Origin of the sequence: Paenibacillus luteus (genome assembly GCF_006542765.1) — a bacterium.
GTDB lineage: Bacteria > Bacillota > Bacilli > Paenibacillales > Paenibacillaceae > Pristimantibacillus > Pristimantibacillus luteus.
This window is the reverse complement of the sequence record NZ_SKCD01000044.1, coordinates 262,178-284,282: the sequence shown is the minus strand read 5'-3', so window position 1 is coordinate 284,282 and position 22,105 is coordinate 262,178. Positions and strand designations below refer to the sequence as shown.

Annotated in this window: 22 protein-coding genes; 6 read left to right on the top strand and 16 right to left on the bottom strand. The window is 46.9% G+C overall.

What is annotated here, in order from left to right; all coding sequences use genetic code 11:
• Positions 1 to 247: 247 nt before the first annotated feature.
• Together E0496_RS27250 and E0496_RS27245 are read right to left on the bottom strand one after the other, a co-directional pair.
• Entirely contained in the window at positions 248 to 1,186 is a 939-nt protein-coding gene (locus E0496_RS27250; protein WP_141504989.1) for an aldo/keto reductase, read from the bottom strand.
• Positions 1,187 to 1,248: 62 nt separating this feature from the next.
• On the bottom strand, positions 1,249 to 2,250 hold the full coding sequence (locus E0496_RS27245) for a Gfo/Idh/MocA family protein (protein ID WP_141504987.1): 1,002 nt from the start codon (positions 2,248 to 2,250) through the stop codon (positions 1,249 to 1,251).
• A gap of 217 nt (positions 2,251 to 2,467) precedes the next feature.
• Here E0496_RS27245 and E0496_RS27240 point away from each other — a divergent pair, with 217 nt between their 5' ends.
• Positions 2,468 to 3,304 carry an AraC family transcriptional regulator gene (locus E0496_RS27240; protein WP_141504986.1) on the top strand — a complete coding sequence of 279 codons (837 nt, stop codon included), beginning with the start codon at positions 2,468 to 2,470 and terminating at the stop codon, positions 3,302 to 3,304.
• 135 nt (positions 3,305 to 3,439) lie between these two features.
• Here E0496_RS27240 and E0496_RS27235 read toward each other — a convergent pair whose 3' ends face one another.
• Positions 3,440 to 4,450, bottom strand: a complete 1,011-nt coding sequence (locus E0496_RS27235) for a Gfo/Idh/MocA family protein (RefSeq protein ID WP_141504984.1) — start codon at positions 4,448 to 4,450, stop codon at positions 3,440 to 3,442.
• A gap of 26 nt (positions 4,451 to 4,476) precedes the next feature.
• Positions 4,477 to 5,325: a sugar phosphate isomerase/epimerase family protein gene (locus tag E0496_RS27230; protein WP_141504983.1), complete on the bottom strand. Its 849-nt coding sequence runs from the start codon at positions 5,323 to 5,325 to the stop codon at positions 4,477 to 4,479.
• Between the two features lie 323 nt (positions 5,326 to 5,648).
• On the opposite strand from E0496_RS27230, the gene E0496_RS27225 reads away from it, so the two are divergent.
• Positions 5,649 to 6,509, top strand: coding sequence for an AraC family transcriptional regulator (locus tag E0496_RS27225; RefSeq protein ID WP_241675012.1), 861 nt, complete (start codon positions 5,649 to 5,651; stop codon positions 6,507 to 6,509).
• An 85-nt stretch (positions 6,510 to 6,594) separates the two neighbouring features.
• Here the strand turns inward: E0496_RS27225 and E0496_RS27220 are convergent, their stop codons facing one another.
• The 7 genes from E0496_RS27220 to rpsN form a co-directional block, all read right to left on the bottom strand.
• A complete protein-coding gene (locus E0496_RS27220) occupies positions 6,595 to 7,635 on the bottom strand; it encodes a LacI family DNA-binding transcriptional regulator (RefSeq protein WP_141504979.1) in 1,041 nt (346 codons plus the stop codon).
• Positions 7,636 to 7,845: 210 nt separating this feature from the next.
• Positions 7,846 to 9,210, bottom strand: a complete 1,365-nt coding sequence (locus E0496_RS27215) for an ABC transporter substrate-binding protein (protein ID WP_141504977.1) — start codon at positions 9,208 to 9,210, stop codon at positions 7,846 to 7,848.
• A 59-nt stretch (positions 9,211 to 9,269) separates the two neighbouring features.
• Entirely contained in the window at positions 9,270 to 10,112 is an 843-nt protein-coding gene (locus E0496_RS27210) for a carbohydrate ABC transporter permease (protein ID WP_141504975.1), read from the bottom strand.
• A gap of 12 nt (positions 10,113 to 10,124) precedes the next feature.
• Positions 10,125 to 11,015, bottom strand: coding sequence for a carbohydrate ABC transporter permease (locus tag E0496_RS27205; RefSeq protein WP_238403843.1), 891 nt, complete (start codon positions 11,013 to 11,015; stop codon positions 10,125 to 10,127).
• 11 nt (positions 11,016 to 11,026) lie between these two features.
• Entirely contained in the window at positions 11,027 to 12,127 is a 1,101-nt protein-coding gene (locus tag E0496_RS27200; protein ID WP_141504973.1) for a Gfo/Idh/MocA family protein, read from the bottom strand.
• Positions 12,128 to 12,719: 592 nt separating this feature from the next.
• Positions 12,720 to 13,055 (bottom strand): DUF3024 domain-containing protein, encoded by a 336-nt coding sequence (locus E0496_RS27195; RefSeq protein ID WP_241675015.1) that lies wholly within the window; start codon positions 13,053 to 13,055, stop codon positions 12,720 to 12,722.
• Between the two features lie 45 nt (positions 13,056 to 13,100).
• Positions 13,101 to 13,370 carry a 30S ribosomal protein S14 gene (gene rpsN, locus E0496_RS27190; protein ID WP_141504972.1) on the bottom strand — a complete coding sequence of 90 codons (270 nt, stop codon included), beginning with the start codon at positions 13,368 to 13,370 and terminating at the stop codon, positions 13,101 to 13,103.
• Positions 13,371 to 13,564: 194 nt separating this feature from the next.
• Here rpsN and E0496_RS27185 point away from each other — a divergent pair, with 194 nt between their 5' ends.
• Entirely contained in the window at positions 13,565 to 14,557 is a 993-nt protein-coding gene (locus tag E0496_RS27185) for an ABC transporter substrate-binding protein (protein ID WP_141504970.1), read from the top strand.
• A 117-nt stretch (positions 14,558 to 14,674) separates the two neighbouring features.
• Positions 14,675 to 16,291, top strand: a complete 1,617-nt coding sequence (locus E0496_RS27180) for an AraC family transcriptional regulator (protein ID WP_141504968.1) — start codon at positions 14,675 to 14,677, stop codon at positions 16,289 to 16,291.
• 6 nt (positions 16,292 to 16,297) lie between these two features.
• Here the strand turns inward: E0496_RS27180 and E0496_RS27175 are convergent, their stop codons facing one another.
• Positions 16,298 to 18,013 carry an ABC transporter ATP-binding protein gene (locus E0496_RS27175; RefSeq protein WP_141504966.1) on the bottom strand — a complete coding sequence of 572 codons (1,716 nt, stop codon included), beginning with the start codon at positions 18,011 to 18,013 and terminating at the stop codon, positions 16,298 to 16,300.
• A gap of 252 nt (positions 18,014 to 18,265) precedes the next feature.
• Here E0496_RS27175 and E0496_RS27170 point away from each other — a divergent pair, with 252 nt between their 5' ends.
• Positions 18,266 to 19,348 carry a Gfo/Idh/MocA family protein gene (locus E0496_RS27170; RefSeq protein ID WP_141504964.1) on the top strand — a complete coding sequence of 361 codons (1,083 nt, stop codon included), beginning with the start codon at positions 18,266 to 18,268 and terminating at the stop codon, positions 19,346 to 19,348.
• Positions 19,349 to 19,402: 54 nt separating this feature from the next.
• Here E0496_RS27170 and E0496_RS35710 read toward each other — a convergent pair whose 3' ends face one another.
• From E0496_RS35710 to E0496_RS27155, 4 genes are all read right to left on the bottom strand, one after another.
• Positions 19,403 to 19,579: a hypothetical protein gene (locus tag E0496_RS35710; protein WP_161601598.1), complete on the bottom strand. Its 177-nt coding sequence runs from the start codon at positions 19,577 to 19,579 to the stop codon at positions 19,403 to 19,405.
• 104 nt (positions 19,580 to 19,683) lie between these two features.
• Positions 19,684 to 20,193, bottom strand: coding sequence for a hypothetical protein (locus E0496_RS27165; RefSeq protein ID WP_206669880.1), 510 nt, complete (start codon positions 20,191 to 20,193; stop codon positions 19,684 to 19,686).
• 65 nt (positions 20,194 to 20,258) lie between these two features.
• Positions 20,259 to 21,005: a GTP pyrophosphokinase gene (locus tag E0496_RS27160; RefSeq protein WP_141504960.1), complete on the bottom strand. Its 747-nt coding sequence runs from the start codon at positions 21,003 to 21,005 to the stop codon at positions 20,259 to 20,261.
• Between the two features lie 52 nt (positions 21,006 to 21,057).
• On the bottom strand, positions 21,058 to 21,474 hold the full coding sequence (locus tag E0496_RS27155; RefSeq protein ID WP_161601597.1) for a MarR family winged helix-turn-helix transcriptional regulator: 417 nt from the start codon (positions 21,472 to 21,474) through the stop codon (positions 21,058 to 21,060).
• Positions 21,475 to 21,579: 105 nt separating this feature from the next.
• Between E0496_RS27155 and E0496_RS27150 the strand changes: the two genes are divergently transcribed.
• Positions 21,580 to 22,044: a MarR family winged helix-turn-helix transcriptional regulator gene (locus E0496_RS27150; RefSeq protein WP_141504957.1), complete on the top strand. Its 465-nt coding sequence runs from the start codon at positions 21,580 to 21,582 to the stop codon at positions 22,042 to 22,044.
• Positions 22,045 to 22,105: the final 61 nt, after the last annotated feature.

The following is a 22,105-nucleotide window of genomic DNA, read 5'->3' as shown; positions in this document are numbered from 1 at the left end:
CTTGACCTCATCATAAGGTTTTCGCTATTTTTGCGGAAGCAAGATTACTGCTGAAAAGTATCGGTATTCTGCTATTTCCTCCAAAGCTTCGAAAGCTCTGATTGACCAATCCTCAGCCTAGGCTCAAACCCAAACTAGCTGAAATCGCCTGTCTTCCTTGCAAAATTATCACCACACAAACCAAAAAAAGACAAAGCTATTCACAAGGAATAGCTTTGTCTTTTGCATTTGCTCAAGTATCGCAGATTTATACTGTTTGAACTGCGAGGTCAAGCCAATCCATCTCTTCCTTAGTTAGTTGGATGAGAGATCCCGCATCGCAGGAATGCAGCTCCTCCGCTGTTTGCGCGCCAATCAAAGCACATGTCGGAAATGGTTGATTTAGTACATAAGCAAGCGCAATTTGAATGGCGCTAACGCCTTTCTTCTCTGCAAGCTGCTTCGCGCGTTCCAAACGCTCCCAGTTGTCGTCGCTATAAAAAACGCGTACCAGATCCGCATTGTCGCGAACCTCGGGAGTGAAACGTCCCGTAAAGAATCCGCGTGCCTGCGAGGACCAGGATAAAAGCGGGAACTGCTCCTGTTCATGCCATCCGCAGGTTTCTTCATCTGCAGAAACACAGCCTGCCCAGAATGGCTCGTTCGCTTTGGCTAGGCTAAGATTAGGGCTGCTGAATGAAAAACCGACAAGTCCATTAGCTTCCGCATACTCATTCGCTTCTTTAATTCGCTGCCAAGTCCAGTTCGATACTCCGATTGCCCGGATGCTTCCTGCCTTAACATGCTCGTTTAAAATTTCAATAACCTCTCCCGCAGGCACGGCAGGATCATCCCGGTGCAAGGCATAGAGGTCAATGTAGTCCGTTTGCAGGCGGGCAAGGCTGGACGTAAGATCCGCTTGAATCGCCTCTTTGTTTACACGAGGACCATTTTGGTCATGGTGTGCGCATTTGGTCAAAATAACCAGATCTTCACGATTGCCGCGCTCCTGCATATAACGACCAATCACTTCTTCGCTCTGCCCGCCGCAATAAATATGAGCGGTGTCAATCGAATTACCGCCAATTGCCATGAAAGCGTCCAGATTCGCAGCCGCTTTCTCGTAAGTGTCATGATAAAAGTAATCCGAACCCTTCATTAAGCGCGACACTTTCTTTGGCGAACCTTTAATTTGAATGTATTCCATCGTTGCTTCCTCCTCTAATCTTCATTCCTGTTATTTGTACTCCCCGGTTATAACCGGAAGGATTATAAGCGAATTCTTGCACGATCTTGCGCAGATTGCAGACAAGCATCAATAACCTTCATATTGTTGACTGCATCAGCCCCACCGAACTGCAGCTCCGATTCTCCTAATATCGCACGGGAGAGATGATCAGCCTGAGCCGTGTACGCATTCACATGGGGCACCTCAACCTCGCGGCGACCTCCTTTGGCGCTGACGAAGAAATTCCCGCTTCCCGGCTCGCCGGTTACGAAAGCGGAAGGCACCTCAATAATACCATCGGCGCCGAGTACTTCGAGTGGGTTGCGGAAAGCCGCCCACATTCCGCAATCAAAGGTTAAAGATACGTTATCACTAAATTCAACTAAACCAGAAGCCATCATATCCACATGGTCATGCTCCGGAGAGAACAAGGCCTGTACCGTCACCGCTTCCGGTTCTTTGCCCAACAGCAGCCTTGCCGCGTTGATTGGGTAGCAACCTACATCGTAAATAGAGCCACCGCCCCATTCCTTGCGGTATCTTACATTTTCTTTGTGCCCTGCATTATTGAATGTAAAGGCACTGCGGATACCGCGCACCTCACCGATTTCTCCGTCATCGATCAGCTTCTTGATCATGTCATAGCGCGGATGGTAGCGATACATAAATGCCTCGGATAAGAGAACGCCGGCCTTGGCTGCCGCCTCTTCCATTTCTGCCGCTTCCTTCGCCGTCAAGGCCAGCGGCTTCTCGCATAAAATATGCTTACCAGCCTCTGCTGCCCGGATCGCCCATTCCCTATGCAAATGGTTAGGCAGCGGAATATAGACGACATCAATAGACGGATCGGCAAGCAGCTCTTCATAGCTGCCATAAGCAGTTGGAATATTCAGTTCCTCCGCCGTCCGCTTTGCATTGTCCAGGTCCCGGCTGGCAATCGCTGCCGCCTCGTTTAACTCCGAAAGATGAAGTCCAGGTATCATCGCCCGTTTGGCGATGCCCGCACAGCCTAAAATGCCCCATTTCAGTTTTTCCCTTGTCATCCCAGACTCACTCCATATCTATGATTATTATTATATTGTGATAAGAACCAGCTTTAGCCTTGCCTCCCACAGAAGATATCTGCTTATCAGTTGTTCTTAAATAAGCAGAATTTAATGGGTGGAATATACTTTTCTATAGTGTAAAATAGAATAATCAAAAATAAAATGATATTATTTTGTTATCAACTAAAACAATATTGTCATGGAGAGAATGCATATGCAAAGACAAAGCCATCTGCTTACGCTTCCGCAAAATCCATTTTTTATTTTCCCGGAATCCGTCGGAAATTACTGGGAGCATCCCGAGCATTACTCCGTGCGGGACGCCGGATCTTTAAACAACTTTAATATTCATTACGTTGTATCCGGAAAGGGATATGTAGAATGTGACGGTGTCGTCCATACGCTCGAAGCAGGGGAAGCCGTCCTCTACTTCCCACTTCAGCAGCAGCATTACTATAGCAGCAAGGATGATCCTTGGGACATTCGTTGGGTTCATTTCTATGGAAGCGGATTGCAGGATTACATGATTGAGAGAGGCTTTCACAAAAGCCAGCTATGGACAGTGCGCCAGCCCGCTGCTTGGGAGCAGGTCCATGAGGAGCTGCTCGTCGAAGCAGAAACCTTCCGCATGCTGCATCCAACGAAGCTTGCAGCCCTTACGTTTGCCATTCTCGCCGTGTTCGTGGAGCAGGCCGTGCCGATTTCCGGCAGCAAAGCAAGCAGCTCGGGCAACCGGATTCTGGAGCTGCTTCCCTTGATGCAGCAGGAAGCCGCGCAGCCTTTCGTTCTAGAATATTGGGCAGAGCAAGCAGGCGTTAGTCCGTACTACTTCTGTAAATTGTTCCGCAGCGTCATGGAAATGACGCCTATGGATTTCATTACGCGCTCACGGCTGCAAATGGCTAAGCAATGGCTTCTGGAGCGCAAAGAGATGAACATTGGGCAAATTGCCAGTGATGCCGGCTATCCAAGCGTCAGTTATTTCAACAAGCGCTTTATGGAGCATGAAGGGATGACGCCAACCGTTTACCGCCAGCTTTATGGCATTTAGACTTAGCGGAAGCTCCCCCCCCCTGTCTAAGCAAAGAAGCTGCGCCCCCACGGGACGCAGCTTCTTTGCTTATTTATGAACGAATACAGGGGTGAATAGCTTAAACGCTTTTCTTACAACTACAACGCTGTCATTTTATAATTGGACGAAAGCCCCACCCTGATCTGCCGAACGAAGCTCGGCTTCAATGATCTCAAGCGTACCTACCGCGCTCGAAGGCAAGCAGGTCGTCACCGCTTTGCCTTCATTCACCGATTCGATAAAATACTTAATTTGGCGATAATAGCCCATATCCTCGGATAGCTCGGCAACAAAGCCCGGCGCATCATTCGGATTCACCTTTAGCTGTCCGTTCTCAAATACTACATTTCCGCCTTCAAAATTAACGCGGAACGTCATGGAGAAGCCATAATCTCCTTCTAATGTCCAATCGGCCTGTGCATTCAGCACTTTACCGTCGGGATAAATATAATGAGTGGAAACCACATCATAGCCGCTGCCCGGAATCACATTGCGAGCCAGCGTAGATACCTTCTCAGGCTTACCGAACAGCCAGTGAATCATATCGGCATCATGAATATGCATGTCTAGCAAGCAGCCGCCACTTTTGCTGCCATCGAGAAACCAGCCCTTAGGCGCAGCAGAACCTCTAAAGAAGTAACCGCCAGTAACTGCTCCGTAACGGCCATCGGACACGGCAGCCTTTAAGTATTCATACGCAGGCCAGAAGCGCAAGCATTGACCGATCATCAGCGTTTTCCCTGTAGTCTCCGCCGCATTCGCCATACGCCATCCGTCCTCCGACGTTCCCGCTACCGGCTTTTCGCATAAAACATGCAGCCCTCGCTCCAGCAGCGAGCATGTCAGATCGGCATGCAGGTAGGTTGGCAGCGTAATATCCACGACATCCAATTCTTCGTTCTCCAACATCTCCGAAATGTTGTCGTACAGGCGGTAAGGGGTAAGATCGTATACCTCTTGCTCTGTCGCCATATTGCCTGATGCCTTGCCTTCTTTAAGCTCCTCAATGAGCAGATCGCAGATGGCTACAAGCTGCACAGGCGCCCCCTCAGCAGCTAAGCGGACATAATTGTCAAAATGCATGCGTCCCATAAATCCAAATCCGATTAATCCAACCTTTAACATCTCCATAACCTCCGTTTCTTTTTTAATTAGCTGCTTTGACGTCCCAATATCGCGTCCATTGCTCGGGATGTATTATAAATAATTTGCTCCGAATGATGCGTATATGGAGGAATCATTTCTCCAGTAACGTAGTTGTTGTAATCAATCGCACGAAGCGCTTCCATGACCGCAGGATAATTAACGTCACCAGCTAACAGGTCGACAAAACCATGCAAGCCGCCAGCCTGACGGCGATAATCCTTGAAATGCACCTTCTTGATCCGGTGTCCCAGTATGCGAATCCATTGCTCCGGATATCCGTTTTGCAGCGCATTCCCTACGTCGAAATACGAGCCTACAAAGCTCGACTGGTGCGCATCGATAAAGGTGCGCAGCTCAAGCGGCGAGAGCAGGAACTTGTTCCAGACATTTTCAATACCAATGGACACGCCAGCGCTTTCGGCATACGGAACCAGCTTGCTGATGGATTCTAGCGCACGCTCATATGCGTACTCATAATCCGTTACCTCGCTGCCCGGAATAAAGTCCACGCCGACAGCTCCAGGGATGACCAGGATCGTGTCAACGCCAAGCGCTGCAGCAAGCTCCAACTGCTTCTTGGCTACATCGACGGCTTTCTCACGTATGGCTGCATCCCCGCTCGTCATCGGGTATGACCAATAAAGTCCAGTGGCAAGTCCTGCGATCTCCAGCTCGGCATCCGCAAGTCTAGCTTTGATCTCGTTGATTTCCTTGTCCGTTGCAGCAAGGCTGAGCTCTCCCGTTTCATTCAACGAAAGCTCGATCCCGTCGAAGCCAGCCTTCTTCGCCGTTTGGATGCAATCTGCGATCGTCTCGCCATCTTTGAACGACCAAATGTTAATTCCTTTTTTCATCTATAGACCTCCTGTAGATTAAAATCATTAGTTCAGACAAATGTCAGCCTGCTCTTAAAGCGGATCATTCCGACGTAAGTTTTAATGCTCTGAATCGTGGCAGCCTCCAATGGATTAAAGCACATTTTTAGCTAATTACGAGATGTTGAAAGTTAACCACTCACATGTGATAATACATATAATAAACGATTTATCATCCCATTTATTTAGTTGAAATAGAGATTATTTGGACGATTCCGTGCAAATTCAAATCAATCATCAGGAAGGAATGCAGACTCATGGAAAGCCCCTCCAACCACTATCCACAGCAGCGTTCGGCAGCCATGCGCGAATGGTCCCCGAGCGTGCACTATGCCCAGTTTCAACGCATGCCCATGGGAAGGCTCTCCGAGCGAAGATTGTATGATTTTGAGCTGCTGTACGTCTGTCAAGGCGAGGCTGCTACTCTCATGCAAGGACAGCGTTATCAGCTTGAAGCCGGTCAGCTAATCCTGCTGCCTTCCGGCATCTTTCACCAGAATGAGATCGTATCCGCTCCAGATGCTCGTTTTCTTGGCATTCATTTCGACTTTTTTGATGAGCTGGATATTCAGACGGAAGCCGATATGCTCGTCAACGAATCTGCCGTATGGCCGCAAAAATTTTGCTATGAAGCCGTAGTAGAAGGTCACTCTGCTTTATCCGAGCATCCGGTTTATACGCCTCCAATTGCCTGCGTCCAGCTCATGGAGCTGGTTGTCGAGGAATTTACGATGCGCCCGCTTGGATATGAGCTGGCTTGCAAAGGATTAATGCTGCAAATCCTTACCCTACTGCTTCGCACGCCTTTATCGCGTACCCTCTCGCAAGCGACCGTACACGGCGCACGCCTAGCTGAACTAATGGAGCAAATTGAAGCCGCCCCTTCCCAGCATTGGACCAATTCCGCCATCGCCAAAAAAATGAATATGAGCGTTGATCATGCAGCTAAGCTGTTCAAGCAAATTGCAGGCATGCCGCCAAGCGAATTCGTGCAATCCATCCGTCACAGGGAAGCAAGAAAGTGGTTGCGCGAATCTGATTTATCCATTGAGCGGATCGGCGATCTCGTCGGGTATTCGGATATTCACTATTTCAGCCGCATTTTCCGGCGTCATGAGGGCATCTCCCCACGCGAATACAGAAAGCTCTCTAAGATTTTATAAAGGGAGGAATGGAGGAACGCAGAAAAAATCCCCAAAGCCGACTTGGGCTTTGGGGATTTTTGAGGTTAAGGAAGATCAGAGGGCACTATTTCGTATCGCGTTCGATTTTGAATCTCGTTGAATGCCTCAGCAGACATTGATACGGAATAATCATTTTAACCGGAATCGCATATTGATTCTCCAAATAATCAAGCAATAGCTTAACGGCAAACATCCCCATCTCCAGCTTCGGAACATGAATGGTTGATAATGGCGGCGAAGTGAATTCCGATATTTCAATATTGTCTACGCCAAAGAAAGCGATGTCATCCGGAATTTTCAGCTCACGTTCAGTTGCGGCCCGCATAGCGGCTATCGCCATCATATCGCTCGCCGCAAAAATCGCCGTTGGCGTATGGTCGTTTTTCTCGAACGCCTGCCTTGTCAGCTCGTAGCTTAAGGCTACATCCCATTTGACATCGATCACCCAATGATCATATATAGGCAGACCCGCTTCTTTCATTGCGCTTTGATAACCTAAGAAACGTTTTTCGTCGCGGAAATCATCATCCAGCTCCGCTCCGCCAATGTAACCGATTTGTCGGTGGCCTTGTTCAATCAAATGCTGAACCGCTTCCTTGGCCGCCGCTTCGCGATCATAGCTGACAATAGGAACCTCTTTGTCCGAAATATCGACGCCTACGACTGCCCTTACGTTAGCTTTTATCCATTGGTAGGCTTCGGAATCGATGCGTTCCACCACAAGCATGCCGTCAATGCGATGCTCCTTGATGAGCGTGCGAAGCTGATCGACATCGGATTCATTTTCAATGCTGTATACAAATTCAAGGCGCATTCCCGCTGCAGCAAGCGCTTTTTCAATGCCTTCCAAAATAACCGAAAAATACGGATTATTATATTTATTTTGTGGAATCGCCACGACGCAGCCAATATGATACGCGCTTTTGGATTCATTTTTTTTCGTCTTTGGCACACGATTCGTACGGTAGCCGAGCTGTTCTGCCGTTTCCCAAATTTTTTTGCGCGTCTCATCGCTAACCGATCGGTTGGCATCATTTTTCATCACCCGCGATACCGTCGAAATGGATACGCCAACCCGATCCGCAATATCTTTCAGTTTAGCCATTTTCCAGCCCTCTCTCCACAAAAAAAAATCTAGGCACGCTTCCTTTATTGGGGCAAATTTTAATTCCTCACAAAAAATTGCGGCAAATTTAATTTTATATTGCTTGGATAAGGATGTCAAGAATTCAAGCGTATCTAGCGTAAAAAGCAGGGCAAACGCCTCTCCAGCGTTTGCCCTGCTTTTTCTCTCTTACCATATAATGACCTGCTGCTATTTAACTTTGGAAGCCAAATCGCTAATTGCAGCTTGTAGGTCGCCTTCACCCGATAGCGGCAGCTTTAATGCCTGTTCGCCATACGTCCATACCAAATCGGTTTTCTTTGCGGTAAACGGTGAGATGATTCCATATTGCTGCGCATCCAGGAAAATTTTATTTTCGCTGCCTGCGGTTTGAATATAAGCATCCGCTGCCGCTTTGTTGGCCGGAATGGCGTATCCCTGCTTTGCAAGCTCGGTTTGGCCCTCTGGACCAGCAAGCCAGGAAAGCAATTTAACGGAAGCTTCTTCATGCTTCGTATTCGCGCTGATCGCCATGCCTGCCGGTTGAACGACCGTTTGGTTCGTCTTGAACTTCGGCAAATAAGCGATGCCGTATTTGATGCCAGCTTCTTTGTAATTCGTTGTATTCCAGTTGCCGCCTGGATTCATAGCGACCTTGCCCGTCGTGATGCTTAGATTAACTTGGCCGCCCAATCCTTCGATTTGCGCTGGCGTCGTATTTATTTTTTTGTTCTTGGTCAGATCGATGAAAAAGTTAAGTACTTCAAGCGCTTCAGGCGTATCCAGTGCGAGCGAGCCGTCATCATTTACTAATTTTGCGCCGTTCGACCATAGCTCGGGCTCTAGGAACCAATCCATTGTTGAGCCTGGCGAGATAGACATGCCCCATTGCACAATATTTTTTGCATCAAAATCAGCTTCGCCGGCATGCTTGCCGTTTTTATCGAGCGTCATTTTCGTTGCGATATCTACGATTTCATCCCATGTGGGCTCAAGGCTAGGCATCGCCGCGCCATAAGGATTTGTTTTGGAATCTGCAAACAATGCCGTATTGTAATACCACACGATAACATTGGCATCGATCGGCAGCGAAACCTGCTTGTCCTGATACTTATGCAGCCCCAGCAAACTTTCATCAATATTAGCAAGATCGAAAGAGTTCGCAGCCAGCAGCCCATCAAGCTCTTTGAAAATACCGAGTTCTGCATATTTTTCAATGTAAGCATAGCTGGTTTTAAACACATCCGGCAGTGTGCCACCCGCGGCATTAGCAGTCAGCCCATCCCAATAGCTGCCCCAATCCTTGCCTTCCAACTTCACTTTAATATCTTTATTCGTTTCCATGAATTTATTTAGAAGTTCCTGTGTACGCTGCAGCTCTTCCGCCGTTCCCCACTGGGAATAAGTAATCGTTACAGGCTCACCTGAAGGCGCTGCTGCGTTCTCGCCGGTGTCAGGCTTGTTTGTAGCATTCGTGCCACTGCTGCCATTATTGCTGCCGCAACCTGTAAATAGTACAGCCATTGCCAAAACCATAACCCAAGCACTGAACATCCATCTGTGTTTCGTATTCATGTAAATTTCCCCTTTTACAATAGTTTGGAAGACAATAAACACGAGCCTAACTCATACAGCTATCCTTTGGACCCTGTAAGGACCACCCCCTCAACGATATAGCGCTGAGCAAAAAAGTACAGCAGCCCAATGGGAATAATACTTATAAATGCGCCGGCAGCAAGCGCCGGGAAATCCTGACTCGTCTGTCCGATTAGCATTTGAAGGCCGACGCTAAGGGTAAACAGCTCGTTGTTCTTGATATACAAGAACGGCCCAAGAAAGTCGAGCCACGAATTAACGAAAGCAAAAATGATCGTCGTCATGATAATCGGCTTAGATAACGGCATAATGACCTTCGCGTACACCGTCCAACGATTACCTCCATCGAGATAAGTTGCTTCATCCAGCTCCTGCGGAATTGTGAGAAAGAACTGCCGGAACAAGAAAATATAATACGCTCCCCCCAGCCATGCAGGTACAATAAGCGGCAGCCAGGTGTCGATCCAGTGCAGCTTCGCAAAGAGCACATAGGATGGGATCATCATGATGGAAGGTGGAATCATTAAAGTCAATAATACAATTGGAAACAGCTTGTCTCTGTATTTCGTGGCAAACCGCGAGAAGCCGTAGGCTACGATCGAGCTGGAAATGACTGCACCAAGTGCAACAAAGATCGATATCGTAAACGAATTTTGTATCCACTTCCACATGAGCGGCTGTACGGTAAATAATCGATCAAAGGCCTCAAAGGTAAGCTGCTCCGGTAATATGGATGGGGGAACCTTGTAGGTTTCCATCTTTGTTTTCATCATCGTCGAGAGCATCCAGAGGAGAGGCCCGGCAAACAGCATCAGTGTCGCACACAGCAAAAAATATTTCAGCGTTGTGCCGGCCAGGCTGCTTTTTTGTCCGCCATTCATATGTGTTTCCCCCTATTTCTCACCCTCGTAATAGACAAAACGGTTGGACAGCTTCATTAATACAAAGGTAACCAGCGCGATCAAGGCAAATAAGAATATCGATTGCGACATGGCCATACTGAACTTCAGATCGGTAAATGCCGACTTATAAATGTTGTACACAAACGTATACGCTGCGTAGTTAGGTCCACCCTTTGAGAGCAATAAGGCTTCTGTAAACATTTGAAAGTTGTACATCGTTTGAATGATAATGACAAATAAAATCGACGGACTGATCATCGGGAGCGTAATCGAGAAAAAGCTTCTGAGCCTGCCTGCTCCATCGATCTCAGCCGCTTCATACAGATGCCTCGGAACATTTTTGAGCGCGGCCAGAAAGATCAGAACACCGCTTCCGGAAATCCATACCTGAAGGAGGATAATGACAGGCTTGATCGTATGCTCTCCGCCGATCCAGTCGATTTTATCCATTCCGAAGATGCTAAGGCCCGCATTTAAAATGCCAAACTCGGAGTTGAATACGAGCCGCCAAATAATGACCGTTGCCACGATTGGCACAAGCGTAGGCAAATAGTAGAAGGTACGGAACAGTGCAATTCCTTTTACGTTAAAATTCAGCAGCAGAGCGAGCAGCAGCATTCCCGTCGTTACAATCGGAACACCGAATACGACGAAATACATCGTATTGAGCAAGCTTTTCATAAAAATCGGATCATCGATCATATGAATGAAATTGCTGAAGCCGACAAAGTTATAATTAACCGCGCCAGGCAGCTTCGCGTCGGTAAAGGCATAAAAGACCGACGTCCCAAACGGAATAAGGAAAAAGGTTATAAATCCGATGATCCACGGCATAATGAACAGAAAAAACAATAATGTGTCATACTTCCTCAAGCTCTTCATCATGACACCCCTTAGCTCGTTAGTTCTTCCAAATAGACATACCGTTCCTCAAGAATGGACTTTTCTGCAGCAAGAGCAATCAAGAGCGCATTTCTTCCAATCTGCGCAGTTGCGAACGGCTGCTTTCCTTCATGAATACATTTGATAAACTCAATTCGCTGGGTTTGCCCACCGGTATGTCCGCCCATGATCGAGTCCGAGGTTACATCCATTTCAAGATGATCCTTCGTGAAGTCCTCACCGCCAACGATATCAATCGTCTTATCGTTCTTAGCCACCATTTGTCCACCATTTTCCCCGATTAAGCCAATTTCAAGTCCTTCTCCCATTAAATTTCTTGGCTTAAGGTACATGCACAAACCGAGATTCGCCTTGCTCCCATTGTCGTAATCGACGGTGATAAAGGCATGGTCGACGATCGATGTATCCGCAATATTTTTGGCAGGGTAGTGGCTGTACGAATTGGTAATCCGATTCTCCTGCCCCTGCTTCATCACATGCTGTCCGCCTGAAGCAAACACGCGAACGGGCTTTGCTTTGATCATCCAGTTGAAAATATCAAAGTGATGACAGTCCTTCTCGACAATCGCTCCCCCCGATTTGGATTTGTCATAGAACCAATCCGTGGGCGGGAACGGGTCTCGGAACTCCTTACACCACATCAGCTTCACATCACCAAGGCGTCCCTGCTCCAGTTCCTTAGCCATCCTGCGATACAGATTGGAATAACGATACACAAGACCGATTTGCAAAATGCGATCATGCCGCTCCGCGGCCTCGATAATGGCATCGCAATCCTCGAGCGTATGGGCAACCGGCTTCTCCAGAAAGACGTGCTTGCCGGCCTCCAAGAAAGCAACCGCAACTTCTCTGTGCAAATAGTTCGGCACGCTAATGACGACCGCATCCAAATCCTCTTTGCCGAGCAGCTCGCGATAATCCGTGCAAATCACCGGCTTACTATTTGCAAGCTCCACCAGTGTACGCGCAACGTTGGATTCGTTCATATCGCATATATACTTCACCTCGCATTCTTCCAGCCTGTCAAAGCCGATGCAATGATGCGAGCCCATATCACCAACACCGATAAATGCCATTCTAATCTTTCCCATGTCCCCACACTCCGTTGTCATTTTTTGCGCCAATTCCATTACCAAAAAATAGATGTCAGATAAGCTAACCAGCTTCAGTTCATGTTTTGATAGTAATGCAATTTTTTCATATTGTCAATATTTTTTGGCTAATTTATTTCAGTTATTTGCCGCAAATATTATAAAAATTAAAATACGGCTTGATACGCCATGTTAAAGGCGCATTTCCCTTCGTTGTTTCGCTATTCTGATTTTAAAATCATTCCCCATGAAAAATGTAAGCTTTTTCATTTGCCGCAAATTTTAATATGTGACTTGCATGTTAGATTCGTATTTTCCTCTATTTTCATAAATTGTCCGCCGTTCATGTCCATAACTCCGCTAAGTTTCCAAGAATTGTAGGCAACATTACTGAAGCAGAAACATTAATGCCCCACGGCATAACAAAAAAAGCCGGCACCCTCATTTAGGGTACCAGCCGCTTGCTTTCGTTTTCATTTTTTTTGGGGCCATATCGGATTGCTGAATACGCAAAAACAGCTCAAGCACAATTGGACCAGGCTTATAGAATGTCCAGTCAACTGTTGCGGGGTTTCCGCTTTCAGGGGAAGTCTCAAGACTTCCAAAACAAACCATCCTGATCGATCTCCACTTGTTCAAGCTGTCGCTCGAAATCTTCGCTCGGAGTAATGATTTCAACAAAGGACCATGTATTTTCACCGTTCTTCGCATACACATTCCATTTCTGCGATTCCAAACGAAATTGTACGATATCAACGCGCACCCACTCATTTCGCAGCGAAGTCGCCCTCTCCTCTGCTAACGTCAGCTGATTGTCTACAATCTCATGCTTCAGCCTAATCGATACTCTTAGATCACCAGGAACCTTCTGATGAATATAGCCATCCATGATCGACTCGATTCTTCTTAGGGTAAATGGGTCCATCATTTTCAAGAATCACCTCTTTGAATCTTTTAAAACAGCAGGCCTTGTCTACCAGCTTGCTTTTTTTACGCCGGGAATTTGACCGGCATGAGCAAGCTCGCGAAATTTAATCCGAGATACTTTGAATTTGTTCAGATAACCGTGAGGACGTCCTGTCAGCTCGCAACGGTTATGCAGTCGGGTTGCCGATGAATCTCTAGGCAGCTTCTGCAATGCAGCATAATCGCCTCTCTCCTTCAGCTCTCTCCTAAGATCCGCATACTTGGCGACAAGCGCTTGTCTTTGTTGCTCTTTGACCACTTTAGATTTTTTAGCCATAGCTCTCCCTCTTTATTCGTAATTATTACTAATTAAATATATCAGATCATTAATCGTTTGCAAAGACTTGGACAAAATAAAATGGCCTGCTTCGTTTTGTCCATTGAGTACCGGCAATCAATCCATTACGATTGTATACATCGATAATGATTCTCATTATCTTACATCAATTTATTTATCGGAGGAGAAATAACATGTATCGAGGCACGAAACCCGCTGCTATTTTGGCTACATTTACATTAATGGGGGCATTATTGCTAGCCTGCGGCAGCAACGAGAACAAATCTGTAAATACTGCGAGCCCTACTGCAGAAACGACAGAAGCACCTACCACAACGGAACAAGCGGCAGAAACAACCCGTATGTTTACCGACTGGACCAAGCATGATGTCGAAGTTCCTACAACCCCGCAGCGTGTCATTTTTCACGGCGAGACAACGGGTGACTTGCTTGCCCTGGGAGTTAAGCCAATTGGTATTATGACGGATGCTATTGAAGGTACGGTCATAGAAAACCTATTGCCGGATGCCGAGGATGTTGGTTTTCCGTTAAGCGTAGAGAAATCATTGTCGCTCAAGCCTGACCTGATTATTTTCTCTAATTCAGACGAGCAGCAGTACGAGGCCATCTCTAAAGTGGCTCCAACCGTAACCTTCAACACCTTTGACAAGCTCGATGTGCGGATGCGTACGCTTGGGGATCTGCTGAATAAGAAACAGGAGGCTGAAGAGTGGCTGGCCGCATACAAAGAAAAAACGTCCAGCATGTGGAAGCAACTGCATGAGAGCGGCATTAAAGAAGGAGAAACGGCTTCTGTGTTCACGATGTATCCGGGCAACCGACTCTTCATTATGGCCATCGCCGGCCTGCCACAGTTCTTATATGAAGAAGGCGGCTTTAAGCCAACGCCAATCATCCAAGACCTTCTCGATAAAGAAACCGGCTTTGCAGAAATATCTCCCGAGCTGCTGTCCGAATATGCAGGAGATCGAATTTTCATTCTGAATCCCGTTGTTCCGGAAGCTCAGCAATCGACCAACGAATTGATGGAAAGCGAGATCTGGAAAAAGCTTCCTGCAGCGCAAAGCGGACAGGTCTATACCATTGACATTAACAAAGCATCCAGCGATGCCACTTCAAGGGAATGGCTCATTGACGAGCTTCCAAAAGTTCTCTTGAATAAATAACGCCCTAGTTCACCAATAATCCGAAGAAGCTCTTCAACTTCTGTTGAAAAGCTTCTTCTTTTTGTCTATAATCATATTAATTGATAATTATTCTCAATACTGAAAAGAGGCTGCATCATGTCCGCATCGCCATTAGCCGCTTTACCGCTGCGATCCTTGCTTTTTCATTTTATAGATATAGAGCTGTTCAGCTATTCGGAAGGCGCTGTGTTAGCCGAGGACATGGCCTCAAGCCATATGCTGATTGTATTCAAAAGCGGAAGCGGCCATCTTTATACCGGAGAACAGGGCTGCCTATTCACACCGGAAAGCTCATTCCTGCTCTCCCCCTCCACCGCCTACCAATTTGAGAGCAGCGAGGATAGCAAGATCGAGTTTTACCGGATCTGCTTTCATGTTTTCCATGTCGAGGACGGTTCTGCCAAGCCCTTCGTCAAACCTTTGTTCGCTGACCGGCAAGAGCTTCGCACCTATCCGCTGGCACAGTGGGCGGACCTCATCAATCAGCTTAATATCGGCCTAACCAACCGTGACGATAGGGAAGCTCATCGCCAGCAGATTCATTTTCAGACGGTCATCGCTTTTTTGCTTGAGCATAATTTAAAGTTTGAGCCCACGGCAAGCTCCGCGCAAACTGTCGAGCATACCATTGAATATATGGAAATGAATTTTCAAGATAATATTACCGTCAGGCAGCTTGCCCAAATGGCCCATGTCCCTGCCTGGCAATATACGTCCATTTTCAAGGAGCTGACCGGCAAAAAACCGCTGGATTATTTGACTCAGCTTCGAATTAATCGCGCGAAGGAATGGTTGGTTCATACCGAAAATCCGCTCCGGGAAATTGCTGAGCGCGTCGGCTTTGCGGACGAGTATTATTTTAGCCGGCGCTTCCGTCTGATGACCGGTTATTCTCCTAGACAATATGCCATATCCATGAACCAAAACATTCTTGTCAAGGATTGGACCGGACATGAAGTCAGAATCCCTTCGCAGCCTAGCCGTGTACTTTATTGCGGGGAATCTGTGGGCGATATGAAGATGCTGGATATTCCGCTTGTCGGAGGACAAATGTTCTGCAAAGATACGCCTATCAGTGAAGAGGAAGCGTCCCGGCTCTCACCCGATTTAATTATTTTTGACCATTCCGATGAGAAGCTGTACGCCAAAATTTCGCAGATTGCCCCTACTCTTACCTATAATTCACGCGGCTCGCTGGATGCCAGATTGATGATGCTTGGAGAGTGGTTTGGCAAAAAAAAAGAAGCCCAACAATGGCTTCTTCGTCATAACAGCAGTACGTTATTTATGTGGCAGCAGCTTCGGGAATTTATAGGTCCGGAAGAAACGGCTTCCGTATTCGTCTTTCATAGGGGCAAACGGCTATTTGTTATGGGTAATATTGGTTTATCTTCAATCTTGTACCACCCCAAAGGCTTCCGCCCAGCTGGCAAGATCCAGGAAGTGATCCGATCAGGCAGGCCTTATAAAGAAATCACGGCCAGAACGATTCATCATTATGCAGGTGACCGTATATTTATGATACTTCCTGAGAGCCCAGAATCTCGGGGTGCCATGGAAGAGCTTATGAGCAGCGCGCTGTGGAGAAATCTTCCTGCCGTCAAGAACGGATACAGCTACTTGCTGAATGAAGAGGACTGGAATTATGAAGATGCAGCTACGAGAGAAAAGCTGTTATCGCTTCTCCCCGAGCTGCTCATCCAAACCTCCTGAATGGCCTTAAGCGCCAAATTGAGCTTGGTGAAGGCGGCTGTATGCGCCCTTGGCAATGACCAGTTCATCGTGATTGCCCTGCTCAGCAATTCCTTGCTCAGCAACGACCACAATCCGGTCGGCATTCTTAATCGTTGCCAGGCGATGTGCGATGACAAGCGTCGTACGGCCGCGTGACAGCTCGGCAAGAGCGAGCTGGATAGCCGCCTCTGTCTCGGTATCGAGCGCTGAGGTCGCCTCATCCAAAATGAGTATAGGCGGGTTCTTCAAGAACATACGGGCGATCGAAAGCCGCTGCTTTTGGCCCCCAGAGAGCTTGACGCCTCTCTCCCCTATCAACGTATCAAGCCCCTCAGGCTGCGACAATACAAGCTCCTCCAGCTGTGCCTGGCGTGCAGCCTGCATAACTTCCTCATCCGACGCCCCAAGCTTGCCATAGGCAATATTTTCTCTGATGCTTCCATCGAAGAGGAATACGTCCTGCTGAACAATACCGATATTCGAACGCAAGGATTCCAGCGTCATTTTGCGAATGTCCACATGATCAATGGCGATAGAACCTTCCTCCACATCGTAAAAACGGGGCAGCAAGCTGCAAAGCGTCGTCTTTCCTGCTCCAGAAGGGCCAACTAACGCGACCGTTTCACCTGCGCGAATGGACAGGTTTAGTCCCTTCAAAACCTTATCTTTATTCTCATAACCAAAGGTTACATTTTTGAACTGAATATCGCCTTTCACGTTGCTCATGGCAACTGCATCCGGCGCATCGTCAATATCAGGCGCCGTTTCGAGCAGTTCCAAGTAACGCTTGAATCCAGCAATTCCTTTTGGATACGTTTCGATAACCGAATTAATCTGTTGGATAGGGCTTAAGAATACGTTAGAGAGCATGACGAACGCAATAAACTCACCGTAGCTCATTTGCCCTTGGATAACAAACCAAGTGCCGCATACGAGAACGAACAAAGAAATCAATCTCATCAAAATAAAGCTGATCGATGAGTTCCACGCCATCACGCGGTATGCAACCAGCTTCGTCAAGCGGAAGCGGCCGTTATTTTCAGCAAAACGAGCCATTTCATGCTTTTCGTTAGCGAAAGCTTGCACTACGCGAATGCCGCTTACGTTATTTTCAACGCGTGCGTTGTAATCAGCAATATCAGAGAACATTCGATTGAAAGCTGCTGACATTTTGCGGCTGAAAAAAAGCGATAAATAGATCATTAGCGGAATGATAATAAAGGTCATCAAAGCAAGCTGCCAATTGATGCTTAGCATGATCGCGAATGCGCCAGTAAGCGTCATCAAGGCAATAAACAGATCCTCTGGCCCGTGGTGGGCTATCTCTCCGATATCCATCAAATCATTCGTCATGCGCGAAACCAGGTGGCCGGTCTTATTGTTATCAAAAAAACGGAAGCTCAGCTTCTGTACACGGTCGAACAGCTGCTTGCGCATATCCGATTCGATATTTATACCCAGCTTATGTCCCCAATAGGTAACAACGTAATGCAAAGCGGAGCTAAATATGTAAATACTAAGCAGTGCGATACAGGCATACAATATCCACTTCCAGTTGCCGCTCGGCAGCAAATCATCGACGACGCGGTTGACTGCAAGCGGGAAAGCAAGTTCTAGCAACGCGGCCAATATGGCGCAGGAGAAATCCAAAATAAAAAGCTTCTTGTAAGGCTTGTAGTAAGCAAAAAAACGGCGCAGCATAAACAACTTCCTTCCTATCCCATTTATAATATGTGTAAATGAAAATCGTTATCAATTACATCTGTTTTATCGTATAGCATAATTGCTTCAGGTGGCAATGGACAAACGTGAGCATTTTTTTGTACAAAATGAAGCTTGACGCCTTCCTCTTCGATGTCATGATTTTGTAGTTTCCATGTCCTATTCTCGTCATTTCATGCGCCCTGCAGCTGTGCTAAAGTAGAAGCAACACAATGAAAAGAGGGAAATCGAATGACAAGAACGATTAGAATTGGAATTATCGGAAGCGGCGGCATAGCAAGAGCGCATGCTTCAGCCTATAAGAAAATGCCGCTGCACGTAGAAATAGTTGCTGTAGCTGACAGCTTGCCCGGCAGAGCACAAGCATTCATCGAGCAAGAAGAGCTTGTCCATGCCACTGCATTCGAGGATCACCGCAAGCTGCTGGACCTTGATTTGGATGGCGTCAGTATATGTACACCGAACTTCGCTCACCATGAGACGTCTGTAAACGCTTTAAATGCGGGCAAGCATGTGCTCGTCGAGAAGCCAATGTCGGTCACGCTGCAGCAGTCTATCGAAATGGTGGAAGCTGCTGAGCGCAGTGGAAAGATGCTCACCGTAGGCTTTCAACCCAGATATGACCCTAACATGTCATTAATTAAAGAAATTGTACAATCCGGCAAGCTGGGCAATGTCTATTTCGTTGAAACGGGCGGTGGCAGACGGCGAGGCATGCCTGGCGGTACCTTTATCAGCAAAGAGCTTGCGGGTGCAGGCGCAATGGCTGATATTGGCTGTTATTCTCTGGACATGGCGCTGAATGCGCTTGGCTATCCCAAACCTCTGACAGTCTCGGCCTACACGTCCAATCATTTTGGAACAAACCCTTTGTATCACAAAGAGGCTTCAAAATTTGAAGTCGAGGATTTTGGCGTAGCGATGATCCGGCTTGAAGGGGATATCGTCCTAAATTACAAAATCAGCTGGGCGATGCACATGGATTCACTCGGTGCAACCATGTTTCTAGGTACGGATGGCGGCCTTAAAGTGACTCCAGCAGGCATTGGCCCATGGAGTGGCGTATGGGATGGCAGCGTAGGCAGCATGACGCTCTTTCATGATGTCGTGAATCAGCACACGCAATCGGACATTCCTGTTATTCAGCACGGCTTGAATTTATTCGACGAGAAGGTCAGAGACTTTGTCGCTGCGATTACCGAAAACCGCCCTGCCCCCATTCCCGGTGCAGAAATATTGTACAATCAAGCCATCATTGACGGCGTTCTCCGCTCTGCCGCAAGCAAACGCGAGGTTACGATTGAATTGCCATAACAAAAAAAGAATCCGCTCTCTTATGAGAGCGGATTTACTATTTGTGCCTTCCGATTATACAGAAGTAATGATGCCCCGATTGCTGCTTTTGGCGTAATTGATGATGGACTCGTACTGCGTCTTCGCAATTCGACGGTCAGACATCGGAAGGTGAGGGTTTTTCACAATCTCCGCTAGCTTCCTCAGCTCCTGCATTTCTTCAGGAGTTACTTTGACCGATTTTTTCCCCACATGCTCCACCCTCCTTAACGGTAATTTAGGATAGATAACTGCCCTAGAAGGCACGAGTTAATGTTCTATGGTCATTATACGCAAATCGTAAGCAAACTTGCATGTTATTTCGGTGGCGTTCGCGGATTTGGGTCATCCATTTCTTCCGGGAAAAGGTCTGCAAACTCTTTGTTTTGCTTGCCCTTCAAATAGGATAAGCCCGCATAACCTGCAAGCAAGGAGCTGCTCACCACCGCAAAATTATCGCTTGTATTCGCCATGGAGAGCGCCGTTTTCGCAAGAATTCCCGTCCCTATGGCAATCAGCAAATCACCCAAAAAGCCTAGATCAAAAAAAATCTTTTTCTTCGCATTGCTGTTATCCCTAAACCCGATGACAAAAATAATAAAATAATACACGCGTTGAAGCCACTTCATCAGCCAGTTCGAGGACAGCTTTAAATCATCCTCATCGTATTCGATGACGAGCTTCGGCAGCTCGATAATGCCATTTTTTACAAAATGTCCGATAAGCCCGCCAACCAGGCTCATTGAAATGGATAAACCAAACACCTCAATAAAGGCTTGAAAGCTAGCAATGACCATCGCCGCATGACCACCCTTCAACCAGCGCATTTTCGCTTGGTAGCATAAATTGCACTACTTTCACTTTATGTCACTGCTTCGGGGTTCACTACTTTTTATTTCAATTGTTCATCATCGAACAAATCCATGAGCATCGTCGGAATGGAGAAACGTTGGTTGTTCATCAAGAGCTGAATCATTTCATCGCCGATGTCATTTTCCCGTTCTTCCTTGATGGCCTCGATTTCATTATGAAGGCGCTCCATTTTCTGATCGAGCGCAGAAGCTGAATCCGCCGCTTCCTTCAGTTCGCTCAGAAGCCGGGGCGGAATCGCTTGCTGATATTTATAATAAATTTTATGTTCCAAGCTAGCCCAGAAATCCATGGCAATCGTGCGGATTTGAACCTCTACGCATACGTTCTCACGTCGATCCGAGATGAACACCGGCACCTCGATAAGCAGATGAAGACTTTGATAGCCGTTTGGTTTCGGGTTTTTGATATAATCTTTAACTTCCAGCAGATTCAAGTCACTCTGATTTTTCAGCATATCGCTAATGCGGTAGATGTCTGAAATAAACGAGCAAGTAATCCGCAGCCCCGCAATATCTTTAATATTATTCCGAATGCTTGGGAACGTCAGCTCACTTTGCTTGCGATGAAGCTTCTCCAGAATGCTTTTTGGCGATTTCATCCGAGAGCTCGTATGCTCAATAGGGTTATAATCGTGTAAGAGATGGAACTCTTCCTTCAAAATTTCAATTTTTGTTTCCAGCTCCTGCAGCGCAAACTTGTACATCATTAGAAAACGGGTAACCTGCTGCTTCATATCTTTCATTTTTTGCATTTGATCGATGACCATATACTATTGTTCTCCTCCCACAGGCTGTTGCTAACTGATCGTTTGTTAAGGGCTAATCATTAAGCAACGTAAATATTCGTTTTAATTGAGCCAAATCCTGCTTGGATATTCGTTCGCTTATATAGCGGATAATCATTTCATCATTCTCTTTAAACGAATCAATATAGGTTCTGCCTTCATCTGTTATAGCCAGATAGACAACTCTTCGGTCTTCTTCTCCGCGGTATCTGCTGATCAACCCTCTCTCTACCAGCTTGTCTCCCATCAGCGTAACGCCGCCAGCGGTAATGAACAGTAATTCCGAGAGATCCGTTGACTTCATCGGACTGTGCTTACTTAGATATTGTAACATTCTCGTCTGATTAATGGAAAAGCTGCAATCCATGCCTTTATACCATTCCGCTTTTATCTTTTTATAGACACCCTTTAAAAGCGGAGATAACTCCTTCCACTCTTCGTAATCGTTCATTTTGCACCCCTTTTCGTTCCTCATATTGACTTCATCGTATGTGAGTTACTATAATTGCCTTGGCAACCGGTATAACGGTATAATAAATTCACCGAGGTGAATCGAATGAGCGTAGATAAATATGAAAATATGCCGGCGCTTGTGGATGTGTTCCAGCAATTTGCCCGGGCGGATTGGCGCAAAAAAACAATGTGGGGCGGATTAAAGGCCAGTGAAGTCCGGATGCTCGTATGTGTCAAGCAAAGCAATGATAAAGGGACCACCGGCACAACCGTAACCGAGATCAGCAAAATACTGCAAGTGACCTCACCTACCGTAACCCAAATGCTAAACAGCTTGATCGCTGCCGGCTATCTCATTAGAACGGCCGACAAGAATGATCGCAGAATAACAGAGATCACGTTAACGGTCAAAGGCGATCAGATTGCGCAGAAAGCGGTAAATCGCTATCGTGCTATTTTCACCGGCATGATTGATCAATTGGGCAAAGAAAAAAGCGATCAGCTGGTCGAAATGCTGAACGAAGTATTCCAATATCTAGAGTCAGCTAATAACAATAAAGACCTGTAACACACAAAGGGGATTCCGCTGGTCGCAGTAACTGCAGCTGGCGGAATCCCTTCTTTTAAAG